This is a genomic window from Luteimonas sp. RC10 (assembly GCF_014192745.1).
Taxonomy (GTDB): Bacteria; Pseudomonadota; Gammaproteobacteria; order Xanthomonadales; family Xanthomonadaceae; genus Luteimonas.
Window position 1 is genome coordinate 175,902 of sequence record NZ_JACHYJ010000007.1, and the last position, 24,899, is coordinate 200,800.

General features: G+C 71.7%; 22 protein-coding genes. 7 read left to right on the forward strand and 15 right to left on the reverse strand.

Annotation, left to right across the window (positions count from 1 at the left end):
• Positions 1–8 precede the first annotated feature (8 nt).
• Both FHW73_RS13390 and FHW73_RS13395 read right to left on the reverse strand, forming a co-directional pair.
• On the reverse strand, positions 9–428 hold the full coding sequence (locus FHW73_RS13390) for a VanZ family protein (protein ID WP_183427246.1): 420 nt from the start codon (positions 426–428) through the stop codon (positions 9–11).
• Positions 425–1,606, reverse strand: a complete 1,182-nt coding sequence (locus FHW73_RS13395; RefSeq protein WP_183427247.1) for an SAM-dependent methyltransferase — start codon at positions 1,604–1,606, stop codon at positions 425–427. The genes FHW73_RS13390 and FHW73_RS13395 overlap by 4 nt, the downstream gene beginning before the upstream one ends.
• A 68-nt stretch (positions 1,607–1,674) precedes the next feature.
• On the opposite strand from FHW73_RS13395, the gene FHW73_RS13400 reads away from it, so the two are divergent.
• Together FHW73_RS13400 and FHW73_RS13405 are read left to right on the forward strand one after the other, a co-directional pair.
• On the forward strand, positions 1,675–2,409 hold the full coding sequence (locus FHW73_RS13400; RefSeq protein ID WP_183427248.1) for a pteridine reductase: 735 nt from the start codon (positions 1,675–1,677) through the stop codon (positions 2,407–2,409).
• A complete protein-coding gene (locus FHW73_RS13405; RefSeq protein WP_183427249.1) occupies positions 2,406–4,037 on the forward strand; it encodes a diguanylate cyclase in 1,632 nt (543 codons plus the stop codon). The genes FHW73_RS13400 and FHW73_RS13405 overlap by 4 nt, the downstream gene beginning before the upstream one ends.
• Before the next feature lie 9 nt (positions 4,038–4,046).
• Here FHW73_RS13405 and FHW73_RS13410 read toward each other — a convergent pair whose 3' ends face one another.
• The 10 genes from FHW73_RS13410 to tsaD form a co-directional block, all read right to left on the reverse strand.
• The gene (locus FHW73_RS13410; protein ID WP_183427250.1) at positions 4,047–5,309 is read right to left on the reverse strand and encodes a glycosyltransferase; all 1,263 of its coding nucleotides are present in this window, start codon (positions 5,307–5,309) and stop codon (positions 4,047–4,049) included.
• The gene (locus tag FHW73_RS13415) at positions 5,294–5,890 is read right to left on the reverse strand and encodes a hypothetical protein (protein WP_183427251.1); all 597 of its coding nucleotides are present in this window, start codon (positions 5,888–5,890) and stop codon (positions 5,294–5,296) included. The genes FHW73_RS13410 and FHW73_RS13415 overlap by 16 nt, the downstream gene beginning before the upstream one ends.
• Positions 5,868–7,022 (reverse strand): glycosyltransferase, encoded by a 1,155-nt coding sequence (locus FHW73_RS13420; RefSeq protein WP_345776186.1) that lies wholly within the window; start codon positions 7,020–7,022, stop codon positions 5,868–5,870. The genes FHW73_RS13415 and FHW73_RS13420 overlap by 23 nt, the downstream gene beginning before the upstream one ends.
• Positions 7,019–7,975 (reverse strand): NAD(P)-dependent oxidoreductase, encoded by a 957-nt coding sequence (locus FHW73_RS13425; protein ID WP_183427252.1) that lies wholly within the window; start codon positions 7,973–7,975, stop codon positions 7,019–7,021. The genes FHW73_RS13420 and FHW73_RS13425 overlap by 4 nt, the downstream gene beginning before the upstream one ends.
• Positions 7,960–8,838: an MBL fold metallo-hydrolase gene (locus tag FHW73_RS13430; RefSeq protein ID WP_345776187.1), complete on the reverse strand. Its 879-nt coding sequence runs from the start codon at positions 8,836–8,838 to the stop codon at positions 7,960–7,962. The genes FHW73_RS13425 and FHW73_RS13430 overlap by 16 nt, the downstream gene beginning before the upstream one ends.
• 1 nt (position 8,839) lies before the next feature.
• Positions 8,840–9,865: a 3-oxoacyl-[acyl-carrier-protein] synthase III C-terminal domain-containing protein gene (locus FHW73_RS13435; protein WP_183427254.1), complete on the reverse strand. Its 1,026-nt coding sequence runs from the start codon at positions 9,863–9,865 to the stop codon at positions 8,840–8,842.
• A complete protein-coding gene (gene folK / locus FHW73_RS13440) occupies positions 9,853–10,353 on the reverse strand; it encodes a 2-amino-4-hydroxy-6-hydroxymethyldihydropteridine diphosphokinase (RefSeq protein ID WP_183427255.1) in 501 nt (166 codons plus the stop codon). The genes FHW73_RS13435 and folK overlap by 13 nt, the downstream gene beginning before the upstream one ends.
• A gap of 48 nt (positions 10,354–10,401) precedes the next feature.
• Positions 10,402–11,706 carry a mechanosensitive ion channel family protein gene (locus FHW73_RS13445; protein WP_183427256.1) on the reverse strand — a complete coding sequence of 435 codons (1,305 nt, stop codon included), beginning with the start codon at positions 11,704–11,706 and terminating at the stop codon, positions 10,402–10,404.
• A 56-nt stretch (positions 11,707–11,762) separates the two neighbouring features.
• A complete protein-coding gene (gene folB, locus FHW73_RS13450) occupies positions 11,763–12,119 on the reverse strand; it encodes a dihydroneopterin aldolase (RefSeq protein ID WP_183427257.1) in 357 nt (118 codons plus the stop codon).
• 120 nt (positions 12,120–12,239) lie between these two features.
• Complete coding sequence (gene tsaD / locus FHW73_RS13455) at positions 12,240–13,280, reverse strand: tRNA (adenosine(37)-N6)-threonylcarbamoyltransferase complex transferase subunit TsaD (RefSeq protein WP_183427258.1); 1,041 nt, start codon at positions 13,278–13,280, stop codon at positions 12,240–12,242.
• A gap of 189 nt (positions 13,281–13,469) precedes the next feature.
• Here tsaD and rpsU point away from each other — a divergent pair, with 189 nt between their 5' ends.
• Together rpsU and FHW73_RS13465 are read left to right on the forward strand one after the other, a co-directional pair.
• Positions 13,470–13,685: a 30S ribosomal protein S21 gene (gene rpsU / locus FHW73_RS13460; RefSeq protein ID WP_047138278.1), complete on the forward strand. Its 216-nt coding sequence runs from the start codon at positions 13,470–13,472 to the stop codon at positions 13,683–13,685.
• Between the two features lie 169 nt (positions 13,686–13,854).
• The gene (locus FHW73_RS13465) at positions 13,855–14,298 is read left to right on the forward strand and encodes a GatB/YqeY domain-containing protein (RefSeq protein WP_183427259.1); all 444 of its coding nucleotides are present in this window, start codon (positions 13,855–13,857) and stop codon (positions 14,296–14,298) included.
• Positions 14,299–14,646: 348 nt separating this feature from the next.
• Here FHW73_RS13465 and FHW73_RS13470 read toward each other — a convergent pair whose 3' ends face one another.
• Together FHW73_RS13470 and gpmI are read right to left on the reverse strand one after the other, a co-directional pair.
• Entirely contained in the window at positions 14,647–15,903 is a 1,257-nt protein-coding gene (locus tag FHW73_RS13470) for a peptidoglycan DD-metalloendopeptidase family protein (RefSeq protein ID WP_183427260.1), read from the reverse strand.
• A 2-nt stretch (positions 15,904–15,905) separates the two neighbouring features.
• The gene (gpmI, locus tag FHW73_RS13475; RefSeq protein ID WP_183427355.1) at positions 15,906–17,456 is read right to left on the reverse strand and encodes a 2,3-bisphosphoglycerate-independent phosphoglycerate mutase; all 1,551 of its coding nucleotides are present in this window, start codon (positions 17,454–17,456) and stop codon (positions 15,906–15,908) included.
• A 104-nt stretch (positions 17,457–17,560) separates the two neighbouring features.
• Between gpmI and FHW73_RS13480 the strand changes: the two genes are divergently transcribed.
• The 3 genes from FHW73_RS13480 to FHW73_RS13490 all read left to right on the forward strand — a co-directional run bounded on the left by FHW73_RS13480 (position 17,561) and on the right by FHW73_RS13490 (position 20,871).
• On the forward strand, positions 17,561–18,301 hold the full coding sequence (locus FHW73_RS13480; protein WP_183427261.1) for a hypothetical protein: 741 nt from the start codon (positions 17,561–17,563) through the stop codon (positions 18,299–18,301).
• A 72-nt stretch (positions 18,302–18,373) separates the two neighbouring features.
• The gene (locus FHW73_RS13485; RefSeq protein WP_183427262.1) at positions 18,374–20,086 is read left to right on the forward strand and encodes a M28 family metallopeptidase; all 1,713 of its coding nucleotides are present in this window, start codon (positions 18,374–18,376) and stop codon (positions 20,084–20,086) included.
• An 89-nt stretch (positions 20,087–20,175) separates the two neighbouring features.
• On the forward strand, positions 20,176–20,871 hold the full coding sequence (locus FHW73_RS13490) for an HAD-IB family hydrolase (RefSeq protein WP_255492988.1): 696 nt from the start codon (positions 20,176–20,178) through the stop codon (positions 20,869–20,871).
• Between the two features lie 258 nt (positions 20,872–21,129).
• Here the strand turns inward: FHW73_RS13490 and FHW73_RS13495 are convergent, their stop codons facing one another.
• Complete coding sequence (locus FHW73_RS13495) at positions 21,130–24,675, reverse strand: autotransporter domain-containing protein (protein WP_183427263.1); 3,546 nt, start codon at positions 24,673–24,675, stop codon at positions 21,130–21,132.
• Positions 24,676–24,899: the final 224 nt, after the last annotated feature.

Consider the following 24,899-nt stretch of genomic DNA (forward strand, 5'->3'; position numbering starts at 1 on the left):
GCGCTGGCCTACCGGCGCCCGCCGTCGATGCGCAGCAGCAGGTCGCGCAATGGCGTGAGCCGGGTCGCCAGGCCCGCGATCACGCCCAGCGTATTGGCCAGCGCATCGGCCGGGTCCTGCATGCGGGTCTGGGTCAGCGCGCCTTGCGCGAATTCCAGACCGATCCCCAGCAGCACCAGACCCAGGCCGGCGCCGAGCAGCGAGGGCCAGCGCGCGTAGAGCTGGACCGCGGCCGCGGCCAGCGCCGCGTAGGCCAGAAAATGGCCGAGCTTGTCGCCATCGGGCACATCGGGCATCGGCACCGAGGGCACCAGCGACAGCACCACGACCGTCGCGATCGCCGCGATCCACAGCCCGCACCACAGCGCCGGCCGGCGCAGCGGTTTGAGCGCGCTGCCTCGCGCGCGCGGCCCCGCGGCGCGGCTCACAGCCGGTGGCTCAGATCGCCGACGAGGAAGGCGTGTTCGAAGTCGACATCGCGGGCAAAGCCGATCGCCTGGAACGCCTCGCCCATACCGCCGGGCAGGGTCAGCTTCTTGACCTGCTGGCGTAGGGCATAGCGGGCGGCCTCGTCGGCGGCCTGCGCCTCGTGCGCGGCCAGGCGCGCATCCAGGCGGTTGCCCAGCAGCAGCGAGGCCTGGGTGCAGTAGCCGGCGAATTCGAAGCCGGCCCCGGTGCCCGCCTCGGCCAACGCGGTGAAGTCGACCGAGGCGGTCAGGTCCTGCAGCCCCGGCAGCGCGAACACATCCGGCGACACCCGGTGACGGTGGAAAGCGCGCAGGGTGCCGTCGCTGCGGTCGTCGCGGTAGTACTCACTGCGCGGGTAGCCGTAGTCGACGAACAGCATCGCGCCGCGTCGCAGGCCGCCGGCCACTGCCTGCACCCAGTAGGGCAACTGCGGCAGCAGTTCGGAGCGGTAGCCGTCTGGCAGCGGCGCGCCGCGCTGGCGCTCGATGTGCCGCACCGCCGGCGTGAGCAAGGCATCGGCCGGGCGCAGCGTGGTCGCAAAGCCGCCATCGTCGGCGACGACGACGTACTCCTCGTGCACCTCGCCGCCCTGCACCGCGAACCGCGGCGTGGGCAGCGCATCGACGACCTCGTTGGCGAACAGCACGCCGTTCCAGTCATCGGGCATCGGGCCATCGAGCCAATGCACGCGTGCGAACAGTGCGTCCGGCAGCCGCGCGGCCAGATGCGTGCGCTGGCGCTCGCGCAGGTCCGCGCTGGGCTCGAGGATCGCGTAGCGGGCCGGCACCGCGTCGAGCGCGGCCAGGTGCGCGAGCGCATCGGCGGCGAACGCGCCGCTGCCGCCACCGACCTCCAGCATCTGGGCGTCGCCGCCGATCTCGCGCAGCACCGGCGCGATCGCCTCGGCGATGCATTCGGCGAACAGACTGCCGAGCTCGGGCGCGGTGACGAAGTCGCCGGCCGCGCCGAACTTGGTCGCACCGGCGCTGTAGTAGCCCAGGCCCGGCGCGTACAACGCCAGTTCCATGAACTTCCAGAACGGGATCGCGCCGCCGGCTTCGGCGATCAGCGTGCGAATCGCCGCGCGCAGGCGTTCGCTGTGGGCAAGGGCATCGTCGGAGATAGGGGGAGCGGACATGAGTGGGGCTTGGCGGTCACAATGCACAGCATACCGAGCCTGCTGCACGCGGGCTGTCAGGAGCCCGCATGGACACCCCACGCCCCGTCGTGCTGATCACCGGTGCCGCGCGCCGCCTCGGCGCCGCGATCGCCCGTCATCTGCACGGCCATGGCCACGACGTCGCGCTGCATTGCCACGCCTCGCGCGCCGATGCCGACGCGCTGGCGGCCACGCTCGACGCCGAGCGCCCGGGCAGCGCCGCCGTGCTGCAGGCCGACCTGGCCGATGCCGACGCCACCGCCGCGCTCGTCGCCGCGACGGTGGCCCGATTCGGCCGGCTCGATGCCTTGGTCAACAACGCCGCAGCCTTTACGCCAGCGCCGCTGGAGGACAGCGACGCGGCCGCATTCGATGCGCTGATGGCCGTCAACGCCCGCGCGCCGTTCCTGCTCGCACGCGCCGCCGCGCCGCACTTGCGCCGCGCCAGCGGCGCGATCGTCAACATCATCGACCTCTATGCCGAACGCCCGCGTGCCGACCTGGTCGCCTATGCGGCGTCGAAGGCGGCGCTGCTCGGGCTGACCCGTGGCCTGGCAGTCGCGCTGGCGCCGCAGGTGCGGGTCAACGCGGTGGCGCCGGGCGCGATCCTGTGGCCGGAGGACGGCGGCGATCCCGAGGTGCGGGCGCGCATTCTCGAGGCGACCCCACTGCGCCGGCAGGGCCGGGTCGAGGACATCGCCGAGGCGGTCGGCTGGCTGCTGCGCAGCGCCGGCTTCAGCACCGGTGAGGTGCTCCACGTCGACGGCGGCCGCATGCTGTGAGCCGGCCCGGCCTGCGCACGCTGCTGTCGGTGTTGCTGGGTGCAGCGGCCTGGCTGCTGGCGGGCCTGGCCATGGCGGCGCCGCTGGTCGCGCTCGATGGCCGCTGGCAGGCCACGGACGCCCCCCAGGCGCAGGCATTCGATCCGCAACGCGGCCTGACCCTGCCGCGCACAGACGGGGCCCACACGGTGCAGTTGTGGCCACGCGACGGCCGCTGGCCGACCGGCCCCTGGGTGCTGGAGGTGCGACAGGCGGCGCTGCAGCACGTGACCCTGGACTGGCCGCCGGGCCAGTCGCAGACCCGCGCGCAGACGATCCACGTACCGGGGCAATGGCCGGGGCACGGCCGCCTGGGCTTCCACATCATGTCGCCGCCGCCCGACGGCGCCCCGCTGACGCTGCGCGTCGACGCGCATGGCAGCATGCCCGGCACACTGCTGTGGTCGGTGGTCTCGGACAGCGACTACCTGCAACGCGACGCGCGCTGGCTTGCGGTCGCCAGTGCGTGCCTGGCGACAATGCTGACGATGGCGGTGATGGCGGTGTTCTTCGCCTGGCGCCTGCGCGATGCGACATTCGCGTTCTATGCGGTCTATGTGGTGGCGTTCGCCCTGGTGATGGCGCTACAGACCGGCTACACGGTGCATCCGCTCGGCCAGCAGTGGCTGGGCGAGGCCACCCGCTTCTGGGGGCGGCTGGCGACTGCGACCGCGATCGTCGCCGCGATCCTGTTCCTCGACCGCTTCGCCGACCTGCCACGCCTGCTGCCGCGCGGCCGGCGCTGGCTGCGCGGGTATGCCGCGGTGGTCGCGTTGTGCGCAGTGCCGGCGTTGCTGCCGCTGCCCGCGCTCGAGGCGCTCGGCCGCACACTGATCAACCCGCTGCTGGCGCTGGGCGCGCCGCTGTTGCTGGGCGCCGCCGCACTCGCCGCGCGCCGCGGCTCGCGGTTGGCCGGCGTGTTCCTGATCGGCTGGACGCCGCTGCTGCTGGTCACCGCGCTGTCGAGCCTTGGGCTTGGCGAGCGGATCGGCATCGCCTGGGACGACGGCCTGGCGGCGCTGGCGACTGGCGCGTTCGAAGCGCTGGTGCTGGCACTGGGCCTGGCCGAGCGCAGCGCGGGATTGCGCGGCGAGCGCGACCTGGCGTTGCAGGAGGCGCATACCGACGGCCTGACCGGCCTGCTCAACCGGCGCAGCTGGGACTTGCGCTTGCAGGCGCTGCTGAGTGCGACGCCCGGCCCGCTGACGGTGATGTTCCTGGATCTGGATCACTTCAAGCGCATCAACGATGCGCTGGGCCATTCGGCCGGCGACCGCTGCCTGCGCGAAGTCGCGCGCGTGTTGCGGCTCGAACTCGACCCGGCCTGGCCGGTCGCGCGCTACGGCGGCGAGGAGTTCGTCGTCGCCCTGCCCGGCGTCGATGTCGCGACCGCACTGCAGGTGGCCGAGCGCATCCGCACGCGCTTTGCGACCGCGCTGACCGACTTCGACACGTTGCGCCCGACGGTCAGCATCGGCGTGGCCGCTCGCCAGACCGGCGACGATGCCGACACCCTGCTGCGACGGGCCGACCATGCGCTGTATCAGGCCAAGCAGGCCGGCCGCGACCGCGTGCAATTGGCACGCTGAGCGGGGACGCTACGGCGCCGTGTCGCCATCGCACTCGACCAGCTCGGCCAGCGGGTGCGCCGCCACACAGGCGCGCACCGCGGCCTGCAACGCCGGCAGACCGGCGAACAGCGACGGCTCGGCGAACGCACGGCGCACCGCGGCCTCGAGGCCGTCGAGATCGCGCAGCCACAGCGCCGCGCCGGCGTGCTGCAAGCGCGCGGCATGGTCGAACTGGTCGTAGTCCTGCGGGCAGACGATCGCCGGGCGTGCCTCGGCCAGACAGCGATAGAGGATGCCGGCACCGCCGTGATGCACGACGAGGTCGTAACGTCCGACCCAGCGCGCATAGTCGACATGGGCGAGCCGCTGGTAGTTGCCGCTGTGTTCGTGATGGCCGGCCGTGACATCGCCGTCGGTGAAATGGAATTCCAGCTCGGGCATCGCCGCGGCCAGCGCGCGCACCCGCGCATCGAACGCGTTCTTGGCCCAGCGCAGATGCGTGCCGAGGGTCACCAGCACATGCCGGCGTCCGGCGACGAACACCGGCGCCGCACGCGGTGGCAGCCACGGCGTGTCGCGGCCACTGACCGGCAACCGCGGCCCGACGAAGCGCAGCGCCGCCGGCCAGGTACACGGGAACTCCAGCGCCGCGACCCCGAGCGCCAGAATCCGCTCGGGCGAGTAGACCGCTTCGCTGCCGTCGCCGCGATACAGCTGCGGCAGACCGAGCGCGCGCATCCGCCTGCGATGCAGCCAGTGCACGCCGCGCTTGAAGCCACGCACCGCCCGGCGCGCCAGCGCCTGCCGAAGTCGCGCGCCGGCATGGGCCGCCGGCATCAGCCCACCCATGTAGGCCGGCGGCCCGTCGGGGGTCTCGATCACACACGGCGACGGCAGGCTGGTCCACCAGCGGATGCCCAGCGCCTGCGCGACGGTGCCGGCGACCGGCACGGTGAAATCGGCGATCACCAGCTCCGGCGGTGCTTGCGCGTATGCCGCGCGCAGCGCCTGCGCAAAGCGCGCCATGACCCCGAGCGCATCGCGCAGCTGGCGATGCATGCGCAGCGGATGGTTGCGCACCGCATGGCGCGGGTCGGAGATCGCATCGAGCACGCGCTCGGCGTCGGCATCGAGCAATGGCACGCCGGCCAGCCCGGCGCGTGCGACCTGCGCCATCGCCGACGGCGTCGACAGCACTCGCACCGCGTGTCGCGGCGCGAGCTCGCGCGCGATCGCCAGGATCGGATGCAGATGACCGCTGTAGGGCGGCGCGATCAGGTCGATGCGCATGGTGTCGCCGCGACGAAGTCCGCGCACAGCGCCCGCACCTCGGCGCTGCGCAGGTAGTCGAGATGGCCGCCGCCGACCGGCAGCGCGGGCCCGCGCCAGCCCAGGCGCGAGATCCAGTCGCCGCGGCCGCGCACGCACAGCAGCCGGGCCACGTCCGGCGCCCGCCGTGCCACCGGCCCATAGGCGAACACGTGCAGCCGTGCGGCGAGCCCCGCCGGCAACCGCAGGTTGGCCAGCAGTTCGAGCCCGCAACTGCCGGCCAGCACCACCACCGCGCCGCCACCGTCCAGCGCCGCGGCCACTGCCGCGCCATGGCGCCGGGCGAACGCAGGGCGACGCGCCCCGAGGTAGTCGCCGGCATTGCGCAGCGCGGCCAGCGGTAGCCACACCGGGGCGTGGCCGGCACGCGACGCCGCGTAAGGAAAATTGCACGCGAGCAGGTCGCGACCCGGTCCGCGCAGCGCATCGAGAAAGGCCGCCTGCTGCGGGCTGAGTGCGCAGCACGCCGGATCGCTGCGGCCGGTCAGGAACGCGATGCGCACGCCCCCGCCGGTGGCCTCAGGCGGCATGGAAGCGGCCATCGGCCTGTACCCGGTAGCGTCGGCTGCGCCAGCGCACCGTCCGCACGCAGGCGGCATGCAGCAGGTGCAGCGGCTGCAACAGTTCGGCCAGCAGCGACAACAGCGGCCGCGACGCAGACGCGACACCGAGCGCGCGCTGCAATGCCCACGGCGCCCAGGCCCGCAGCGCAAGCACACCCGCAACCGCCCCAGCACCCGCCAAGTCGGGGCGCCAGGCCAGCGCCATGAGCATCGCCCACAGCAACAGCGGCGGCAGCCCGTGCAGCAGCACGATCGCCGCCCGTGTGCGCGGCGGCTGGCGGCGCAGCAGCAAGGTGGCGAACAGCATCCAGCGATGCATCTGCCGCACGTAGTGCGCTGCACCGTCGAGGCTGGTGCGCACCGAAACCGGCGCGATCGTCTGCGCGATGCGGCCGCCGTGCGCGCGGACGTGATCGGCCATCGCCAGGTCGTCGGCCAGCGCGTGGCGCAGCGGCGAAAAGCCGCCGATCGCGCGCAGGCGCTCGGTGCGCAGCGCGTAACACATGCCGTTGATCGACACCGGCGGCGCCCAGGCCAACGGCGCGAGATAGGTCAGTGCGGCGTTGTCGTTGACGAAGCGTGCGAGCAGGCGGCCGGGCCAGCACTCGCCATCGTCGCGGTAGCCGGGCAGCGCGGTCGCCAGGTCGGCCGTATCGAGCGCGGCGACCAGGCGTGCGAGCGCATCGGCCGACAGTGTGGCGTCATCGTCGAGCACCAGACAGACCGGCGCCTCGACCTGCGGCAACGCCGCTTCGAGCTTGAAGGTCTTGGGATTGCAGCCATCGGGCGCCGGCGGCAACACCCACATGTCGATCGCAGCGCCCGGATGCGCTGCGCGCACGGCGGCGACCGCCGCATGTGCGTGTGCATCGTCGGCATCGAGCAGCCAGTGGAAGCGCGCCTGCGGCAACGCGCGCAGGGTCTCGTCGAGCACCTCGCCCAGCCGGGGGTCGCCGCCGAGGATCGGCTGCAGTACGGCAACGTCCTGCATCCGCCGCGCCGACGGGGGCACCGGACATGCGCGCTGGCGCCGCAGCTCGCGCCCGGCGCTGGCGCTACGCAGCGCCAGCAGCAGGGCGTAGGCGCACGCGCAGACGACCGTGGCGCTCACTGCATCCACTGCGCGCGCTGCCAGGCGACGAAGGCCTCGATGCCCTCGGTCAACGACACGCTCGGCGGCCCCAGGTCGGCGAGCATGCGCGCTGGATCGAAGGTCTTGGAATAGGCGAACACACCGACGCCGAAGCGTGTGATCGGCGGTTCGTCGCGCAGCCGCAGGCCACGCCACAGCCATTCGGCCACGGTGGCCGCACGCAGCGCTGTGCCGATGCGCACGCGCCGCGTCGGCGGTGGCAGGTCCAACCGTGCCAGCACGTCGAGCAACAGCGCCTGCAGGTCCACCGGCTCGGCGTTGGTCAGGTTGTAGCTCTGCGCCGGACGCGGCATCGTCGCGATCCGCAGCAGGTAGTCCGACAGCGTATCGATCTGCACCAGGTCGCCAATCACCGGTCGATCCTGGCCGACGAACCGTGGCAGCGCACCGCGCCGGGCCGCCTCGAGGATGCGCGGAAACAGCACCGTGTCACCGACGCCGAACACCGCGCGCGGCCGCACCACGACATGCTCGCCGGGATAGGCGCGCACCAGTTGCTCGCCGGCGTATTTCGTCTGCGCGTAGCGGTTGACGAAGTCCGGCCCGATCGGGCTGTCCTCGCGCAGGCCGAGTTGATGGGCCTCGCGATAGAACACCGAACTCGAGGACAGATAGATCAGCCGCGGCAAGCCGTGGCGCTTGCAGAACGCGATGACGTGCGCGGTCGCGTCGATGTTCTGCGCCTGGTATTGCGCACGCGTGCCCCAGGGCGAGGACCGCGCGGCGGCATGGATCACCACGTCCGGACGGAACGGCAGGTCGAACGGCCGGCTCAGGTCGCAGCGTACATAGCCCGGCAGGTCGGTGGCGCGGCGCCCGGTTCCCCACAGCGTCAGGTCGTCGCGCGCGGCGTGACGGCGCAGGAAGGCGCCGCCGACAAAGCCCGACGCACCGGTCACCAGGATGCGCATGCGCCAGCCTCCGGTCGGGGCGCAGACGTCTGCGCGCGGTAATGGTCCAGGCTCGCCTGGCAGTGCGAGGGCACGATCGCCACGTCCGGCGCCTCGCGTGCCAGCGTGTGCAACCGTGCGAGCGTATGCGTGTAGGCCCGCCAGTCGTGGGTCACCAGCCGCGCCGGCCATGCCGGCAACCGGCGCTCGCGGAACGCCAGATGCGACCAGCAGGCATCGGCGCACAGCAGCACCGCGCGGTCATGCGCATCGCGCAGGCACAGGCCGAGCTGCCGCGGCGCATGGCCCGGCAGCGCGACCGCGAACAGGCTGCCGTCGCCGAACAGGTCGTGCCCCTCGCCCAGCGCCTGCCAGGGCGCGGGCAGCGGCCTGGCGATGGCGTCGTCGGCATGGTGCCGGCGCGCATCGAAGTCCGGCGGCAGCAGGGCCGGCAGCCAGCCGTTGCGCAGCCCGCGCAGCCGGGGCATCGCGCGCAGGGTGTCCAGGTCCTCGCGCATGCACACGAAGCGGGCATTGGGCAGGTCGCGCAGGCCGGCGATGTGGTCGGCGTGGAAATGCGAGATCAGGCACCAGCGGATGTCGGCCGGGCGCAGCCCATGCGCGGCGAGCTGCGTCTCCAGCTGCTGCTCGGCCGGCAGCGCGACCGGCGTGGCCCAGCGGTAGAGGCGCTCGGGCAGCCGCGCGGTCGCATCCAGGAACCGCGGCGCGTAGCCGGTGTCGTAAAGAATCGCGCCCTCACGTGGATGCACGATCAGCGCGACCATCGACGGAAACGCGATGCTGGCCCAGCGCCCGCCGGCGAGCGTCACCCGCTCGCAGTGCCGGCACTGCCCGACGTCGAACAGGGTCAGAGCGAGACGCACGTCAGTACCGCAGCACCGCGCCGGCCAGCGACAGCCCGGCGCCGGTGCCCAGCAGCAGACAGGTCTGGCCGCGCTGCAGCCGGCCCTCCACGATCGCGTGGTGCAACGCATGCGGCAGCGAGGCCGCGACCTGGTTGCCGTGCTCGGCGAGGATCCGCACCACGCGCGCTTCGGGCAGCCGCAACGCACGCACGATCCGGTCCAGGCCGCCGCCGGAGGCCTGGTGCGGCACGACGCAGTCGATCGCGTCCAGGCCGACGCCGGCCGATGCCAGCAGGCGTTCGAGCAGGCGCGGCAACCGGCGCCCCGCCAACCGGAACGTTGCCGGGCCGTCCATCTCGAAGCGGTAGACATCCGGGTCGATGTCGCGATGCGTCGGATCGCCGGGCGCGATGCGCGTGCCGCCGCCGCGGATCCGGCAGGCGTCGGCGCTGTCGGCATAGGTCTCCATCCGCCAGGCCAGCAGCGCCGAGTCCTCGCCCGGCGCCGCGGCGCCCAGCACCAGCGCGGCGGCGCCGTCACCGAACAGTGGCGCGGTCAGCGGGTCGTCGGCGCGCAGTCCACGCGAGGGCAGCTCGCTGGCCACGACCAGCACCCGGCGGTAGCGGCCGCTGGCGATGCCGGCCGCAACCAGGTCCAGCGCGACCAGAAAGCCCAGGCAGGTCGCGTTGACATCGAAGGCCGGGATGCCCGAATCGCCGAGGCCGAGCGCGCGCTGGACCAGTGCCGCCTGGCACGGAATCGGCTGCTCCATGACCGCGCAGGTGGAGACGATTGCGTCCAGCGCATCGCCACCGATGCCGGCCGCCGACAGCGCCGCCTGCGCGGCGCGCGCGGCCATCCACGATGCGGTCTCGCCCGTGTCGGCAACGCCGCGCCAGGCCACGCCGGTCGCCGCCTCGCTGGTGCCGGGCGCCAGACCGAGCTGCGTGTCGAAGTCGCTGGACGGCAGCCGCCGCGCCGGGTGATGACAGCCGCTGCCCAGGATCCGCAGTGCGGGACCTGCGGCCTGCATCAGGCCGGGCATGCGGACAGCGCGTCGATGCGCGCGAACGCTGTGTCGTGGTCGGGATGGGCGGCCCACAGCTGCGCGAGCGTGCGGCCATCGACCGGGTGGCGCAGGTCGGGCGCGATCTCGGCCAGCGGCTTGAGCACAAAGGCATGGCGCAGTTCGTCGCGCGGGATGCGCAGGTTCCCGGCGCCGGTCAGTACCCGATCGTCGTAGAGCACGATGTCGATGTCCAGCGTGCGGTCGCTGTAGCGCGGGCCACTGCGATCGCGCCCGTGCGCATCTTCGAGCGCGTGCAGCCAGGCGTTGAGGGCGTCGGGCAGCAGGTCGGTCTCGATGGTCGCGGCCGCATTGAGGAAATCGGCGCCGTCGTAGCCCACCGCCGGAAAGCGGTAGGTCTGCGAGACGACGAGCGCGGGAAAGCGGGCGCGCAGCGCGTCCACTGCGGCGCGCAAGTGACGCTCGGGATCGAGGTTGCTGCCGAGGCTCAGGCAGGCGATGGCCATGGTGCGCTCCTGTGGGGAGCACCATGATCGCGCATCGTCCGCCCGCGGTCAGCGGGCGCGGGCATCCTCCAGCCCCGGCGCCGCACGCGCCGGGCCGCCGGCGGCACTCGACCCGCCCTGCAGGCGCACGTCCATCGGCGCGTCGCTGCGGGCCTGGAACACCCGCAGGTCGAACTCGGGCAGGATCGCCAGCAGGTGGTCGAAGATGTCCGACTGGATGCCCTCGTAGACGGCCCAGCGGGTGTCGGCGGTGAAGCAGTAGATCTCCAGCGGCAGGCCGGTCTCGGTGGGCTGGAGCTGGCGCACCAGCAAAGTCAGCTCCTGATTGATGCCGGCATGGTGGCGCAGGTAGTGCTCGACGTAGGCGCGGAAGGTGCCCAGGTTGGTGACCCGGCGGTGGTTCACCGGCTCGGCGCCGCGCGCGGCCAATGCGGTGTTCCAGTCCGACAGTTCCTGGTCCTTGCGGTCGAGATAGGCGTCGAGCAGCACGAAACGGCGGAAGCGCGCGATCTCGTCGGCCGCCAGGAACCGCACGCTGCGCTGGTCGAGATACAGCGCGCGCTTGATCCGGCGCCCACCGCCCTCCGACATCGGCCGCCAGTTCTTGAACGCGTCGCTGACCAGCTTCTTGGTCGGCACCGTGGTCACGGTGCGGTCCCAGTTGCGCACCGTGATGGTGTGCAGGGCGATGTCGATCACGTCGCCGTCGGCATTCTGGCTCGGCATCTCGATCCAGTCGCCGATGCGCACACGACCGTCGTTGCTGATCTGCACGCTGGCCACCAGCGACAGAATGGTGTCCTGGAAGATCAGCATCAGCACCGCGGTCATCGCGCCCAGGCCGGTGACGATGTGCAGGAACTTCGCACCGATCAGCGTGGCGATCACCGAGATGCCGACCAGCACGAACATCACGATCTTGGCGACCTGCAGGTAGCCCTTGATCGGCTTGTTGTGCGCGTCGGGGCGGCGCTCGTAGTTGCGGTTGACCACGTCGAGCGCGCGCGAGATGGCCAGCGCGATCGTCACCACGACGAAAATCTGGCACAGCCGCTCGACGATCAACACCAGTTGCGGCGGCAGGTCGGGCACGACCGCGATGCCGGCCGAGATCACCAGTGCCGGCACGATGTTGGCCAGCCGCGGGATCACGCGCAGGCGTACCTGCCGGTCGTGCTGCGCGCCACCCAGCGACGTGCGCTGCAATACGCTGCCCAGGCCGCGCAGCAGGATGCGCTTGGTGATGAAGTTCGCCAGCCATGCCAGCAAGCACAGAGCAGCCAGCACGATCGCGCTGTAGGCCCAGGGGTAGGGTGCCAGCAGGTCGCTGAGTCGTTCGAGATGGGGCTGCATCGTGCGGGAATCTCCTGTTGCGGCCGCATGGCTGCGGCGGCGCCAGGACCCGCGGATCAGTCCTGGCGACTGCGTTCGATGATCACGCCGACCGCGCGTGCACCACGCACCGCACCCGGCTTGCTGAGCTTCAATCGTACCCAACCGACATTGAACTCATCGATCACGAGCGCCGCGCAGCGCTCGGCCAGCGTTTCGACCAGGCCGAATTCCGACGCCCCAACGTAGTCGATCAGCCGTTTGCTGACGGCCTTGTAATCGAGCGTGCGCGCGATGTCGTCGCTCGCTGCAGGCACGCGGTTGTCGAACGCCATCTCGACATCGAACACCAGCGGCTGGCGGATGCGCCGCTCCCAGTCGTAGATGCCGATCAGCGCCTCGATCTCGAGGCCTTCGATGAAGACTTTGTCCATGGGGCGGGTGGAGTGATCCGTGGGATGGGAAGAAGTGAAGCGCAACAGCGGGCGACAGCTTAGCGAGTGTCGCGTCGCTGGGGCGCGACGCGCGCCGTCATCCCAAGTCTCGCATCACCATCACGAAGCAAGGCGCGCCAACGGCGGCAGCTGCGCCATGTCCCACCTCGGCACCACGCGCACCGCCGCGTCGCCGTGCTGGCCGGCCTGCAGACGCAAAGCGCCGGCGAAGGCGATCATCGCGCCGTTGTCGGTGCACAGCGCAGGGCGCGGGAAGCACACCCGACCGCCACGACGCGTGGCGTCGGCCTGCAGCTTCTCGCGCAGCCGCAGGTTCGCGCCGACGCCGCCGGCGACCACCAGCGTGGTGCATCCGGTCGCGTCGAGCGCGCGCGCGCATTTGATCGCCAGGGTATCGACGACCGCATCCTCGAAGCCACGCGCGATGTCGGCGCGGGTCGACGCACTGCGATCGCTGTTCTGCCAGGCCAGCAGCACCTGGGTCTTCAGGCCGCTGAAACTGAAGTCCAGGCCAGGCCGGTCGGTCATCGGCCGCGAGAAACGGAATGCGCCGGGCGTGCCGGTCTGCGCCAGCGCGGCCAACTGCGGGCCACCGGGATACGGCAGACCCATCAGCTTGGCGGTCTTGTCGAAGGCCTCGCCCGCGGCGTCGTCCAGGGTCTCGCCAAGCAGCCGGTAGGCGCCGATCGCATCGACCGCGACCAACTGCGTATGCCCGCCCGAGACCAGCAGCGCGACGAACGGCGGCGCCGGGGCGTCGTCCTCCATCAGCGGCGCCAACAGATGACCTTCCATGTGGTGCACGCCGATCGCCGGCACGTCGAGCGCCCAGGCCAGCGCGCGGGCGACACCCGCACCGACCAGCAGCGCGCCCACCAGACCGGGGCCGGCGGTGTAGGCAACGCCGTCGAGCGCCTCGACCTCGAGCCCGGCCTCGGCCAGGGTCTGGCGGATCAGCGGCAACAGCTTGCGCACATGGTCGCGGCTGGCCAGCTCCGGCACGACGCCGCCGTACTGCGCATGCAGCGCGATCTGGCTGTAGACCGCATGCGCACGCAGCCCGGCGGCACCGCCCAGGGCGGTGTCGTAGACGGCGACGCCGGTCTCGTCGCAGGAGGTTTCGATGCCGAGGACGTTCATGGGGCGCAGGACTGCCGGGAAGCGGACGGAGGACGCAGGCGCCTCGCAGCGCCCGTCGGGGCGGCTTGCGTCAGCTGCCGTGTCCTGGCTATGATACGCGGCTCGCCGGGAGCAGACCCTCGGCAGACCCGAATTCGTCAGATTCGATCCGGCCTTCGACGGTCGGGTGCCCAGATCCCCGGAGATTCCATGCCTAGCGTCAAAGTCCGCGAAAACGAGCCCTTCGAGTTTGCGCTGCGCCGTTTCAAGCGCACCTGCGAGAAGGCCGGCGTGCTCGCCGAAACCCGCAAGCGCGAGTTCTACGAGAAGCCGACCCAGGAGCGCAAGCGCAAGGCCGCTGCGGCCGTGAAGCGTCAGGCGCGTCGCGTCTCGCGCGACGTCACCAAGCGCCAGCGCCTGTACTGATCGACCCGCGTCGGGCACTGCCTGGCGCGATCGTGTACTGACGCAAGAGCCGGCCGCGCGCATGCGCTGCCGGCTTTTTGTCGTCCCTCGTTCCCGGACCTGACCGCACACGGCAGGCGCCGGCACCCGTCGCAGGGCAACCCTGCCCGTTCGTCACCGAAGAACCGCCATGACCCTCAAACAGCAACTCACCGAAGACATGAAGGCCGCGATGAAGGGCGGCGACAAGCACAGCCTGGGCGTGATCCGCCTGGTCAACGCCGCGATCAAGCAGCGCGAAGTCGACGAACGCATCGAGCTCGACGATGCCGCGGTGCTCGCCGTGCTGGAGAAGATGGTCAAGCAGCGCAAGGATTCGGTGACCCAGTACGCGGGCGCCGGACGCGAGGACCTGGCTCAGATCGAGCGCGACGAGATCGCGGTCATCGAGCGCTACCTGCCCGAGAAGCTCGGCGAGGCCGAGATCGTGGCGGCGATCGAGGCAGCAAAGGCCCAGACCGGCGCCAGCAGCCCGGCCGACATCGGCAAGCTGATGGGCGTGCTCAAGCCGCAGCTGGCCGGCAAGGCCGACATGGGCGAGGTCTCGCGCCTGGTCAAGCAGTCGCTGGGCTAAAGGCCGGTCGGCGGGCCGCCAACGGCTCCGCCCCCCCGCGCCATGCGCGTCGACCTCCCCCGCGTGCGGGAGAGGTGAGCTGTCTTGCCTTTCGCGTTCGCGGCGACACGCGCCTGCTCCCTCCCCCGCTTGCGGGGGAGGGTTGGGTGGGGGCGAACCGCCAAGCCCCCCACCCTCACCCGACGCGCTGTGCGCGCCGACCTCCCGCGCGCGCAGGGGAGGTGATCCGTCGCGCTTTCGTGTTTCGCGGCGATGCGCATCTGCTTCCCCCGCCTGCGCGGGGCATTGCGCCCTTCACGGGTGGAGGGCTGGGGTGGGGGCGGATGCTCGCGACCGACCCCGCCCGCGTCAGCGGCGCTGCAGCCAGGTCGTCGGATTGACCGGCTTGCCGTTCTGGCGCAATTCGAAGTACAGGCCGCTGCGGCCTTGGCCGCCGGAGTTGCCGACGCTGGCGATGGTGTCGCCGCGCTTCACCGCATCGCCGGTCTTGCGCAGCAGGGCATCGTTGTGTGCGTACAGGCTCATGTAGCCGTTGCCGTGGTCGACGATCAGCAGCATGCCGTAGCCGGTCATCCATTCGGCGAACACCACCGTGCCGTCGGCGACCGCCTTGACTGGGGTGCCTGCAGCCGCGCCGATCAGTACGCCGTTGCTGCTGCTGCCGTCGGGCAGTCTGCCGCCGAAGGCGGTCAGCAGCGCGCCGCTGATCGGCCAGCCCAGGCCGCCGACCTGCGGCGCCGGGGCGCGGGCGACCTGCGGCCGTGGCCGGGACGGCGCACGGGTGCCGCTCCCGCTCTGCCGGGCCTCCCGCGCCTCGCGCTCGCGCGCCGCGGCGGCCGCCGCGCGCCGCTCGGCCTCGGCCCGGCGTGCGGCCGCGCGCAGCTGCGCCAGCACGCGCTCGAGCGCGCGGGCGTCCTGGCCCAGGGCCTTTTCGCGGGCACTGCGATCGTTGAACTTCGCATCCAGCCCTTTGACCGCGTCGGCGCGCTTGCTGCGATCGGCCTCGACCTGCGCCAGCCGTGCCCGCTGCTCGGCGTGCGCGGCTTCGAGCGCGGCGCGGCGATCCTGGATTGCCGCCTCCATGCCGTCGAGCTCGGTCATTTCGGCCCGCAGCTCGGCGATGCGCTCGCTGCGCTGCTGCTGCAGGTAGCGGTGATAGACCAGTAGGCGGCCGGCGTCGGCGACCCGGTCCTGCGCCAGCATCAGCTTGAGCGCGGCCTCGTCGCCGATGGTGTAGGCCGCCCGCAGCAACGTCGCCAACTCGGCGCGACGCTGCTCGACGGTGGCGATGAGGGTCTGGCGGCGCGCCTGCAGGCGCTCGAGCTCGGCCTGCTCGGCCGCGAGCTTGATCCGGGTCTCGCGCAGCGCGGTGGTCGATGCCGCAACCTGTTCGTCGGCCTGGCGCAGCTCGCGTGCGGCGGCGCCGCGCTGGCCCTCGAGGCGACGGCGCTCGGCGGCAACGTCACGCAGCTCCTTGCGCACCCGCTCCAGGCGGCGTTCGGTCTCGCGACTGTTCTGGGCCGCGACCTCGAGCACCGGCAGCGCCGCGGCCAGCAGCGCGGTCAGCAGCAGCGCGGCGCCGGTCGCAGTCGCCCTGCCGGTCATGCTCAGCCGTCGGCCTGCAGCAGGCTGCGGCCGGTCATCTCGGCCGGCACCGGCAGGCCGAGCAGGTCGAGGATCGTCGGCGCCAGGTCGCGTAGCGCCCCGCCTCGGCGCAGCGGGCCGGGCCGGCTGCCGACGTAGACCAGATCGACCGGACCAACCGTGTGCGCGGTATGCGGCTCGCCGGTCTCGGGGTCGCGCATCATCTCGACGTTGCCGTGGTCGGCGGTGACCAGCAGCTCGCCGCCCTTCGCACGCACGATCTCGACGATCTCGCCGACCGCGCGGTCGACGGTCTCCACCGCCTTGATCGCCGCCTCGAGCACGCCGGTGTGCCCGACCATGTCGGGGTTGGCGAAGTTGCAGATCACGACATCGAAGCGGTCGTCGCGCACCGCCTGCACCAGTTGCGCGCAGACCTCGGGCGCGCTCATTTCCGGCTGCAGATCGTAGGTCGCAACCTTGGGGCTGGGCACCAGGATGCGGTCCTCGCCGGGGAACGGCGCCTCGCGGCCGCCGCTGAGGAAGAACGTGACGTGCGCGTACTTCTCGGTTTCGGCGATGCGCAACTGGGTCAGCCCCTGGGCGCCAAGCACTTCGCCCAGCGTGTTGGGCAGGTCGTCGGGCGCGAAGGCCAGCGGCGCGGGCAGCCGCGCGTCGTACTCGGTCAGGCAGACGAAGCGCGACAGCGCTGGGCGCCGCGCCTGGAACCCGGCGAAGGCCGGGTCGACGAACGCCGCGGTGAGCTGGCGGGCGCGGTCGGCGCGGAAGTTCATGAACACCACGGCATCGCCGTCAGCCATCGGCACCGCGCCGTCGATGACGGTCGGACGCACGAACTCGTCGTTCTCGTCGCGCGCATAGGCAGCCTGCAGGGCTGCGACTGCGTCGGGCGCGCGGTACGGCGAGGCCGCTTCGACGATCGCGTCCCAGGCCTGGCGCACGCGCTCCCAGCGCTGGTCGCGGTCCATCGCGTAGTAGCGGCCCGACACGCTGGCCACGTGCGCGTTGCCCAAGGCTGCGCAGCGCTCGTGCAGCGCGCGCAGGCTCGGTTCGGCCGAACGCGGCGGCATGTCGCGCCCATCGGTGAACGCGTGCACGGCCACGCGCGCCACGCCGCGGCGATGCGCCAGTTCGAGCATTGCGAACAGGTGCGCCTCGTGGCTGTGGACGCCGCCGGGCGAGAGCAGGCCCATCACGTGCAGCGTGCCGCCGTTGGCGCGCACCGCGTCGCAGGCCGCGCCCAACTCGGCGTTGGCGAAGAAGCTGCCGTCCTCGATCGCGGCATCGATGCGGGTCAGGTCCTGATAGACGACCCGGCCGGCACCGATGTTCATGTGGCCGACCTCCGAGTTGCCCATCTGCCCGTCCGGCAGGCCGACGTGGCGACCCTCGGTATGGATCAACGTGCTCGGATGCGCGGCGAGCAGACCGCGCCAGGTCGGAATGTTCGCGAGCGCGAGCGCGTTGTCGCGCGGGTCTTCGCGGTGTCCCCAGCCGTCGAGGATCAGCAGGACGACGGGGCGCGGACGGGAGGCGGGAGTGGCATGCGGCACGACGAACGGCCCAGTGACCAAAGACAGATGCGATTGTACCGACACGACGGCAAGCTACGGTCGACGGCGGGCTCCGCCCGCTCCGCCCTTCCTCGAGGTTCGCCATGTCCGCTGCCCGTCCGCACCGCCCCGTCCGCGCATTGCTCGCGTTCGCCCTCGCCCTGTCTGCCGGCGCCGCCTGTGCCCAGGCCGACGTCTCGAAGGTCAACGGCGGGATCACCGCCGAAGCCGGCCAGTCCTACGGCGACCTGTCGACAGTCAACGGCGGCATCCGCATCGGCGACGGCGTCCGCGCCAAGGACGTGGAGACCGTCAACGGCGGCATCCGCGGCGACGACGACATCCAGGCCGGCACCGTGGAGACCGTCAACGGTGGCATCACCCTGGGCGCGCGGGCGCGCACCCGCAGCCTGACCACCGTCAACGGCGGTGTCCGGCTGGGGCAGGACGCGCAGATCGCCGGCAGTATCGAGAGCGTCAGCGGTGGTGTGTTCGTCGATCGCGGCGGACGGGTCGACGGCAACGTGGTCACCGTCAACGGCGCGATCGGCCTGGTCGGCACCGAGGTGACCGGCGACGTGAAGACGGTCAATGGCGATGTCACCATCGGCGCCGCCTCGAAGGTGCGCGGCGGTCTGACGGTCGACAAGCCGTCCTCGAACTGGTTCCCGGTCACGATCAACCGCCGCAGCCCGCGGGTGATCATCGGCCCCAATGCGGTGATCGAAGGCCCGCTGACGTTCAAGCGCGAAGTCACGCTGTACGTCCACAGCAGCGCGCGCACCGGCCCGATCAGCGGCGCCACCGCGATCGCTTACGACGGCGCGCAGGCCCCGAAGGACTGAACGGGCCGGCGCGCATCGGCAGCTGAACGACCGTATAGTGCGGCGTCCACAGCTTGCAGGAGTGATCACCGGATGCGCAGACCCCACTTGATGCTGGCCCTGCCGGCCGCGCTCGTACTCGCGGCATGCGGCGCCCAGGACAAGGCGGCCGACACCGCAGCGACGTCCCCCACGTCCGACGCCGCGCACACGTTCTCGCCCGAGATCACCGGTGCGGACTTCGGCGAACTGGTCAAGACGCTGGCCTCCGATGAATTCGAGGGCCGCGCGCCGGGCACTGTCGGCGAAGAGCGCACGGTCGAGTACATCAGCGCCCAGTTCCAGCGCATCGGCCTGCAGCCGGGCGGCGACAACGACAGCTGGTACCAGACCGTGCCGATGGTCGAGACCACGGCCGACGAGTCGACCGTGCTCAAGCTCACCACCGCCAAGGGCGCGCGCGACCTGGCATTCGGCCGCGACATGGTGCTGGGCACGCGCACCGGCAAGCCGCAGATCGAAGTCGCCGACAGCGAACTGGTCTTTGTCGGCTACGGCGTCGACGCGCCCGAGCAGAACTGGAACGACTACGCCGGCCTCGACGTCAAGGGCAAGACTGTCGTCATCCTGGTCAACGATCCGGGCTTCCACGCCCAGGATGCGTCGCTGTTCGAAGGCGAGCGCATGACCTACTACGGCCGCTGGACCTACAAGTTCGAGGAAGCCGCACGCAAGGGCGCGGCCGCGGCGCTGATCGTGCACGACACCGCCGGCGCGTCCTACGGCTGGGACGTGGTCAAGAACTCGTGGTCGGGCGCGCAGTTCGACCTGCGCCCGCAGGACGATCCCGAGCCGCGCCTGCCCGCGCAGGGCTGGATCACCGGCGACGTCGCCCGCGCCCTGTTCGCCGACGCCGGCCTCGACCTCGACGCGCAGATCCAGGCCGCCAACCAGCGCGGCTTCAAGCCGGTGCCGCTCAATGCCAAGGTCTCTTTCGACCTCAAGAGCACGGTGGCCGAGAAGAGCTCGCGCAACGTCGTGGGCATCCTGCCCGGCACGCAAGCGCCGGACGAGGCGATCCTCTACCTCGCCCACTGGGACCACCTGGGCAAGCACGAGGGCGGGCAGTCCGATAACGGCGAGGACACGATCTACAACGGTGCGATCGACAACGCCACCGGCGTGGCCGGCATCATCGAGATCGCCGAGAAGTTCGCCACCGCCGAGCCCAAGCCGAAGCGCTCGCTGGTGTTTCTGGCGGTCACGCTCGAGGAATCGGGCCTGCTGGGCAGCAAGTACTACGTCGCCCAGCCGAGCATCGACCTGGCGCAGACGGTCGGCGTGATCAACCTCGATGCGATGAGCGTCGCCGGCCCCTCGCGCGACTTCGTGGTCACCGGCAAGGGCAGCTCGGAACTGGAGGACATCCTGCAGACCTACGCCGGCCAGCAGAACCGCACGCTGGTCGAGGAAGGCAATCCGGCCGGCGGTTACTACTTCCGCTCCGACCACTTCAACTTCGCCAAGGCCGGCGTGCCCGCGCTCTATGCCAAGGGCGGCAACGACCTGATCGAAGGCGGCACCGCCGCCGGCAAGGCAGCCAGCGACGACTACGCCACGCGCTATCACCAGCCCGGAGACGAGTACAACCCGGACTGGAACCTGGACGGGGTCGTGCAGGATCTCGAGGCGCTGTACGGCGTCGGCCGCACGCTCGCCGACGGCGACCGCTGGCCGAACTGGTACGACGGCAATCCGTTCAAGGCCGCACGCGACGCGGCGCGCGGCCAGGCCGGCACGCCGTAACCGTGGAGGCCGGTCGGACAGGCCGGCCATTGCGACACCTTATGAAGGGCGGCGGCGACGCCGCCCTTCGTGTTGGCGAGGACCGCCCGATGCCCGCCCCCATCACCCCGCAGATCGAACTGCCATCCGCCCGGATGGGGCCCGCAGACACGTCCGATCGCGCCGGTGATGCCGCTGCGCTGCCCGATCTGGCGCTGTTCGACTTCGACGGCACGATCACGACACGCGAGACCTTTCCCGACCTGCTCGTTGCCGCAACGCCACGTTGGCGACTGATCGCCGGGCGCGTGCTGTTGGCGCCGATCGTGATCGCCTACCGCCTGGGCCTGCTGTCGGGCAGCCGAACGCGCGCAGCACTCGTGCGCTACGCCTTCTCCGGATTGCCAGCCGCGCGTGTCGCCGCGGCCGGCGCAATGCTGGCGGCCACGCGCTTGCCCGCGCTGGTGCGCCCGCAGATGCAGGCACGGATCGACTGGCACCGGGCCCGCGGCGATACCGTGGTCGTGGTCTCGGGCAATCTCGACGTCCTGCTGACGCCCTGGTGCGCAGCCCAGGGCGTGGCCCTGCTGTGCTCGAGACTCGAACAGCTCGACGGCCGGCTCACCGGCCGCTACGCGGGCGCGCAATGCGCTGGCGACGAGAAGGCCCGACGGGTGCGCGATGCGTATCCGCGTCAGGCATTCGCGCAGGTCTACGCCTACGGCGACACCGACGAGGACCTCGCGCTGCTGCGCATCGCCGACCATGCGACCTGGCGCGGCGCGCCTTGGTGCGCGACGACGTAGACCGACCGGAGTGCAGGATCCACGGCGGGCCTTTCTGCGCAGCAAGGCCGGATCTGGCGCTTCACGATCAACGGCGGCGGCGTCGCGTCCTGGAGCGATGGCCTCGCGACCCGGCATTTCGGTTGCGCGGCCCGCGAGTGCGCATCGCTCGTGCTCATGCCGAGCGACGACACGGCGCCGGACTGATGACGCGACGCCACGCCTCGCGCGCAGCGCTCCCCGGGTGTCTATGTGCCCGGAGAGCATCCGGCGACGCGCTCAGAACCGCCATGCCCAGTTGAGCTGCGCGCCGAAGGCAGACGTGCCGCCACCGCGCTGTCCCTGCGCGGCGATGGACAGGCGCGCATTGGGCGCGGTGCTCACCGCCACGCCGACATCGACCAGTCCGCTGTTGCGGGCCAGTGGCGCGCCATCAATGGCGAACGCATCGCCACCGACGACGAACGCATGCCGTCCGGTCGGCGCCAGATCGCCGTCCGCGTGCTGCCAGGCGATGCCGCCGAACAGCGTCGCGTTGTCGACTGCGCCCACTGACAGCGGGCGACGCAGGCGCACGCCCAACGTGGCAGACGCGTGCTCGTCCTTGCGCTCGGCGATGCGCAACGCGGTCGCGTCCCCGGTCTCGACCGCCGCATCGGTGTCCAGGCACCGGTAGGCCAGCGTCAACGACGGCGTCAGCGCGAGCCGCCCCAGCGACACGGCCCAGCCGGCCTGCAGGAACGCGGCGGTCGCGCTGGCGTCGTAGCGCGATTCCACCGACTGCCCCATGCGCGGTCCGAGCGCGCCCTCGCGCCGCATCTTCACGCGGTAGTCTGCGTAGGTGACCCCGCCCGACAGTGACGCCGGCCCGATGTCGGAGGCCGCATACAGGCCGACGTGGTTGCCGTCGACATCGGCATGCGACGCCAGCGCCGGCATCCGCATCCGCTGTGCGTCGTGGCCGCCGGCGACGCCGACCAGCCAGCGTCCGGCGCTCCAGTCCACGCCGGCCTGCAGTCCTTGCCGGGTCGTGCGCACCTCCGACGCGTTGCCGTCGCCATCGGTGCGTTGCGATAGTCCGCCGCCGCCGGTCCACACGGTGGCGCCGGCCTCGCGCGTCTCCGCCAGCCGGCCTTCGAGCCGCTGACCGATGCCCGACCGCAGGAAGCGATCCTCGAGCAATTGCCCGCGCAGGCCGGCATGGGCTTCGCCCGACAGGTGGCCGAACGCCTGGCGCGCGCCGTCGGCATCGAACAACAGCAGCGTGTTGTACAACGCCAGCGCCTGACCCTGCTGCGGCAGGCCGTTGAGCGCGATCGCGGTGGCGTACTGGTTGGCCGTCTGTGCCACGCGTTGGAACACCTGCGGGGGCGGATTCGGTCCGACCGGACCGGGACCGGGACCGGGACCGGGCTCAGGTTCGGGCTCGGGCTCGGGTTCCGGCTCGGGGCCCGCGTCGTCGAGCAATGCGATCGACAACCCGACCTGCCCCGCCGTGGCGTAGTCCAGCGTCGTGGTCAGAAACGCCGATTGCGAGGCCGACGTGCCGAACCGGCCGTCCACGCCGCCGGCCGCGTCCAGGATCGTGTAGCGCTGCCCGTTCTGGTAGCTCGTCGCCGGGTCCAGCGCGGTCACCTCGACCGTGCCACCTTCCAGCGTCGCCTTGCCCGCGACCGTCAGCCGGTCGCTGCCGCCGTCGCCGGCGATGTCCACCGCATAGATCGCGCCATCCGCGAACAGCAGGTCCCCGCCAGCGGCCAGCGTGCCGAATGCGCCACGCCCGCCGGGCGCCAGCGTGCCGCCGGCGAGCACCCGCACACCGCCGACCGGCGCGGTCCCGGTGTGGGTCTGGCCGGCCTCGACGACCAGATCGTCCGGCCCCTCGCTCCGGATGCCGATGCGCAGTCCGATCTCGCGCGGCAGATGCTCGAGCGCGACGTCGAGAAATGCCGATTCGGTCAGAGCACGGGCGAAGCTGCCTTCGATCGCCGCGTCCGTGCTGAGGATCGTGTAACGCTGCCCGTCCTGGTAACTGGTCGCCGGATCCAGCGCGGTCACCAGCACGTCGACTCCCGCACCGATCACGGCGCCACCGGGCAGGCCCGGCAGCGTCGAACCCAGCGGATCGTCGGCCGTGACCACGATCCGGTCGCTGCGCCCGTCGCCGGCGATGTCCACCGCGTACACCGCCCCGTCGTCGAAAAGCAGCCGGCCGATCACGTCCAGCGTGCCCAACGGACTGTCGGCGTCGCCAGGCGAGATGCCGGCGCCGGTGCGGACCCGCGTCGTGCCGACGGTCCCGTCACCGGCCAGCCAGCCCGCCTGCACCTCGACGCGGCTGGAATAGCTCGACCCGAACCCGAGCGCGGCATGGTTGCGGCCGGTGTGCCCGCCAACGACCAGCGTGCCGTCCTCGATCAGGTACGAGGAGACCTCCGGCCCGTACACCGCGTCGTCGTTGGCGTCGCTGGTGTTGACGTCGCCGCGCAGCACCAGCGTGCTGCCGCCCGCGACGCGGACGCCGACCCGCCCGGTCGATCCCGAGGCGATCGGCGCGAACGCGGACAGGTCGCCGGTCAGGATCGTGGTGCCGGCGAAGCTGTTGATCGCGCCGACCCCGACGATGGCGTTGCCGAAGGTGTAGGCAGCGTCGGTATGGTTGAAGTTGATCTGTGCGTTGCCGCCGGCGTTGGCCTGGAAACGGACCGCGGTCTGCGGATCGAGCCGGCCGGCAGCCATGGCGGCGCCCGGGGTCGGCACGTCGTTGGTGCCGACACTGTCGATGGCGCCGCCGATGTTGAGGAACGACGCCAGGGGGCGGGCCGGCGCGGTGTGGCCGACCAGCACGATGCCGTCGGCGGCGGAGACCGTGGCGCCGTCGGCGATGGTCACCGAGCCCTCGCGGACCAGGATGCCGGCGGCGCTCTCGAACCGGGACCCCTCGCCTGCGATATGCAGGCCAACCCGGTGCGGGGTGTCGAAGCTGCCAGCGATCTCGATCGAGCCGGTCTCGACCACGCCGCCCTCCTCGACCTCGACCGCGCCGCCTAGATCCAGGTGGCCGGCGTTGGTCCAGCGCGCGCCGGACCCGGCGACCCGGACCGTCGGCAGGCGGTCGGCCGGGGCGTTGCCCCACAGGTTGGCGGTGTCGCTTTCGAGCAGGCTGCCATCGAGCACCTGCATGCGCCCGCCGCCATATCCCATGACCACGCCCATCGCGAACTCACCGGTCTGCAGCCGCGAGCCGGCACCGGTCACCGTGGCCTCGCCGTTCAGCCCGACCTGGAACAGGCCACGTCGACGGTCGGGGGTGATCGTGGAGGCCTGGGCGCCGTCCTCGATGCGCAGCACGCCGTGGGTCCCCTGCCCGCTGGTCCCGGCGAGGCCGACGCTGATGGCGTTGAAGGCCTCGATGCCGGCATCGGGCCCGGAGACAATCAGACGTGCCGTGCCGCTGCCGAACACGCCGCCGACATCGATCCGGCCGCGCCAGTACAGCTGCGGCGTGCCCGGAGCGACCGTCGCGCGCAGCCAGCCGTCGCCGACCACGCGGACGTCGACGTCTCCGTCGCCGCCGATCCGCACGTCGCGGTCCAGCCACTCGACCGGTGCATCGACGACGGTGTCCTCCACGTAGTCCACGCGGGTCTGCGCCGCCAGCGGCCCGGCCAGCAGCGCCGCGGACAGCAGCCCGACGCCGGTCCCCGCGATGCGCACCGGGCGCCCCGCGCGCCGTGCGCCTCCCCGGTGCATGCGGGCGCACTCGGGCGCGACCTGCACCACGCCGAGTTCGCGGTTGAATACGAGACGGTAGATCCTGTTCATGACGGCTCCTGACTTCGCTTGCTTCGCACCGATGGAGGTCGCGTCCATGCGATCGGACGGACCAGACCACAGGAGCCTAGCCAGCGCAGCCAATCGCCCGTGGTACCTTTTGGTAACGGATCGGTAACGCCGCTCCATCGGGGGTCCGGATGCGCGGACACTGCGGTCGACCGGGGTCGGGGCGGCGCACAAGCGATTGATCCGTCCGGGATTTCCAGCTCAGG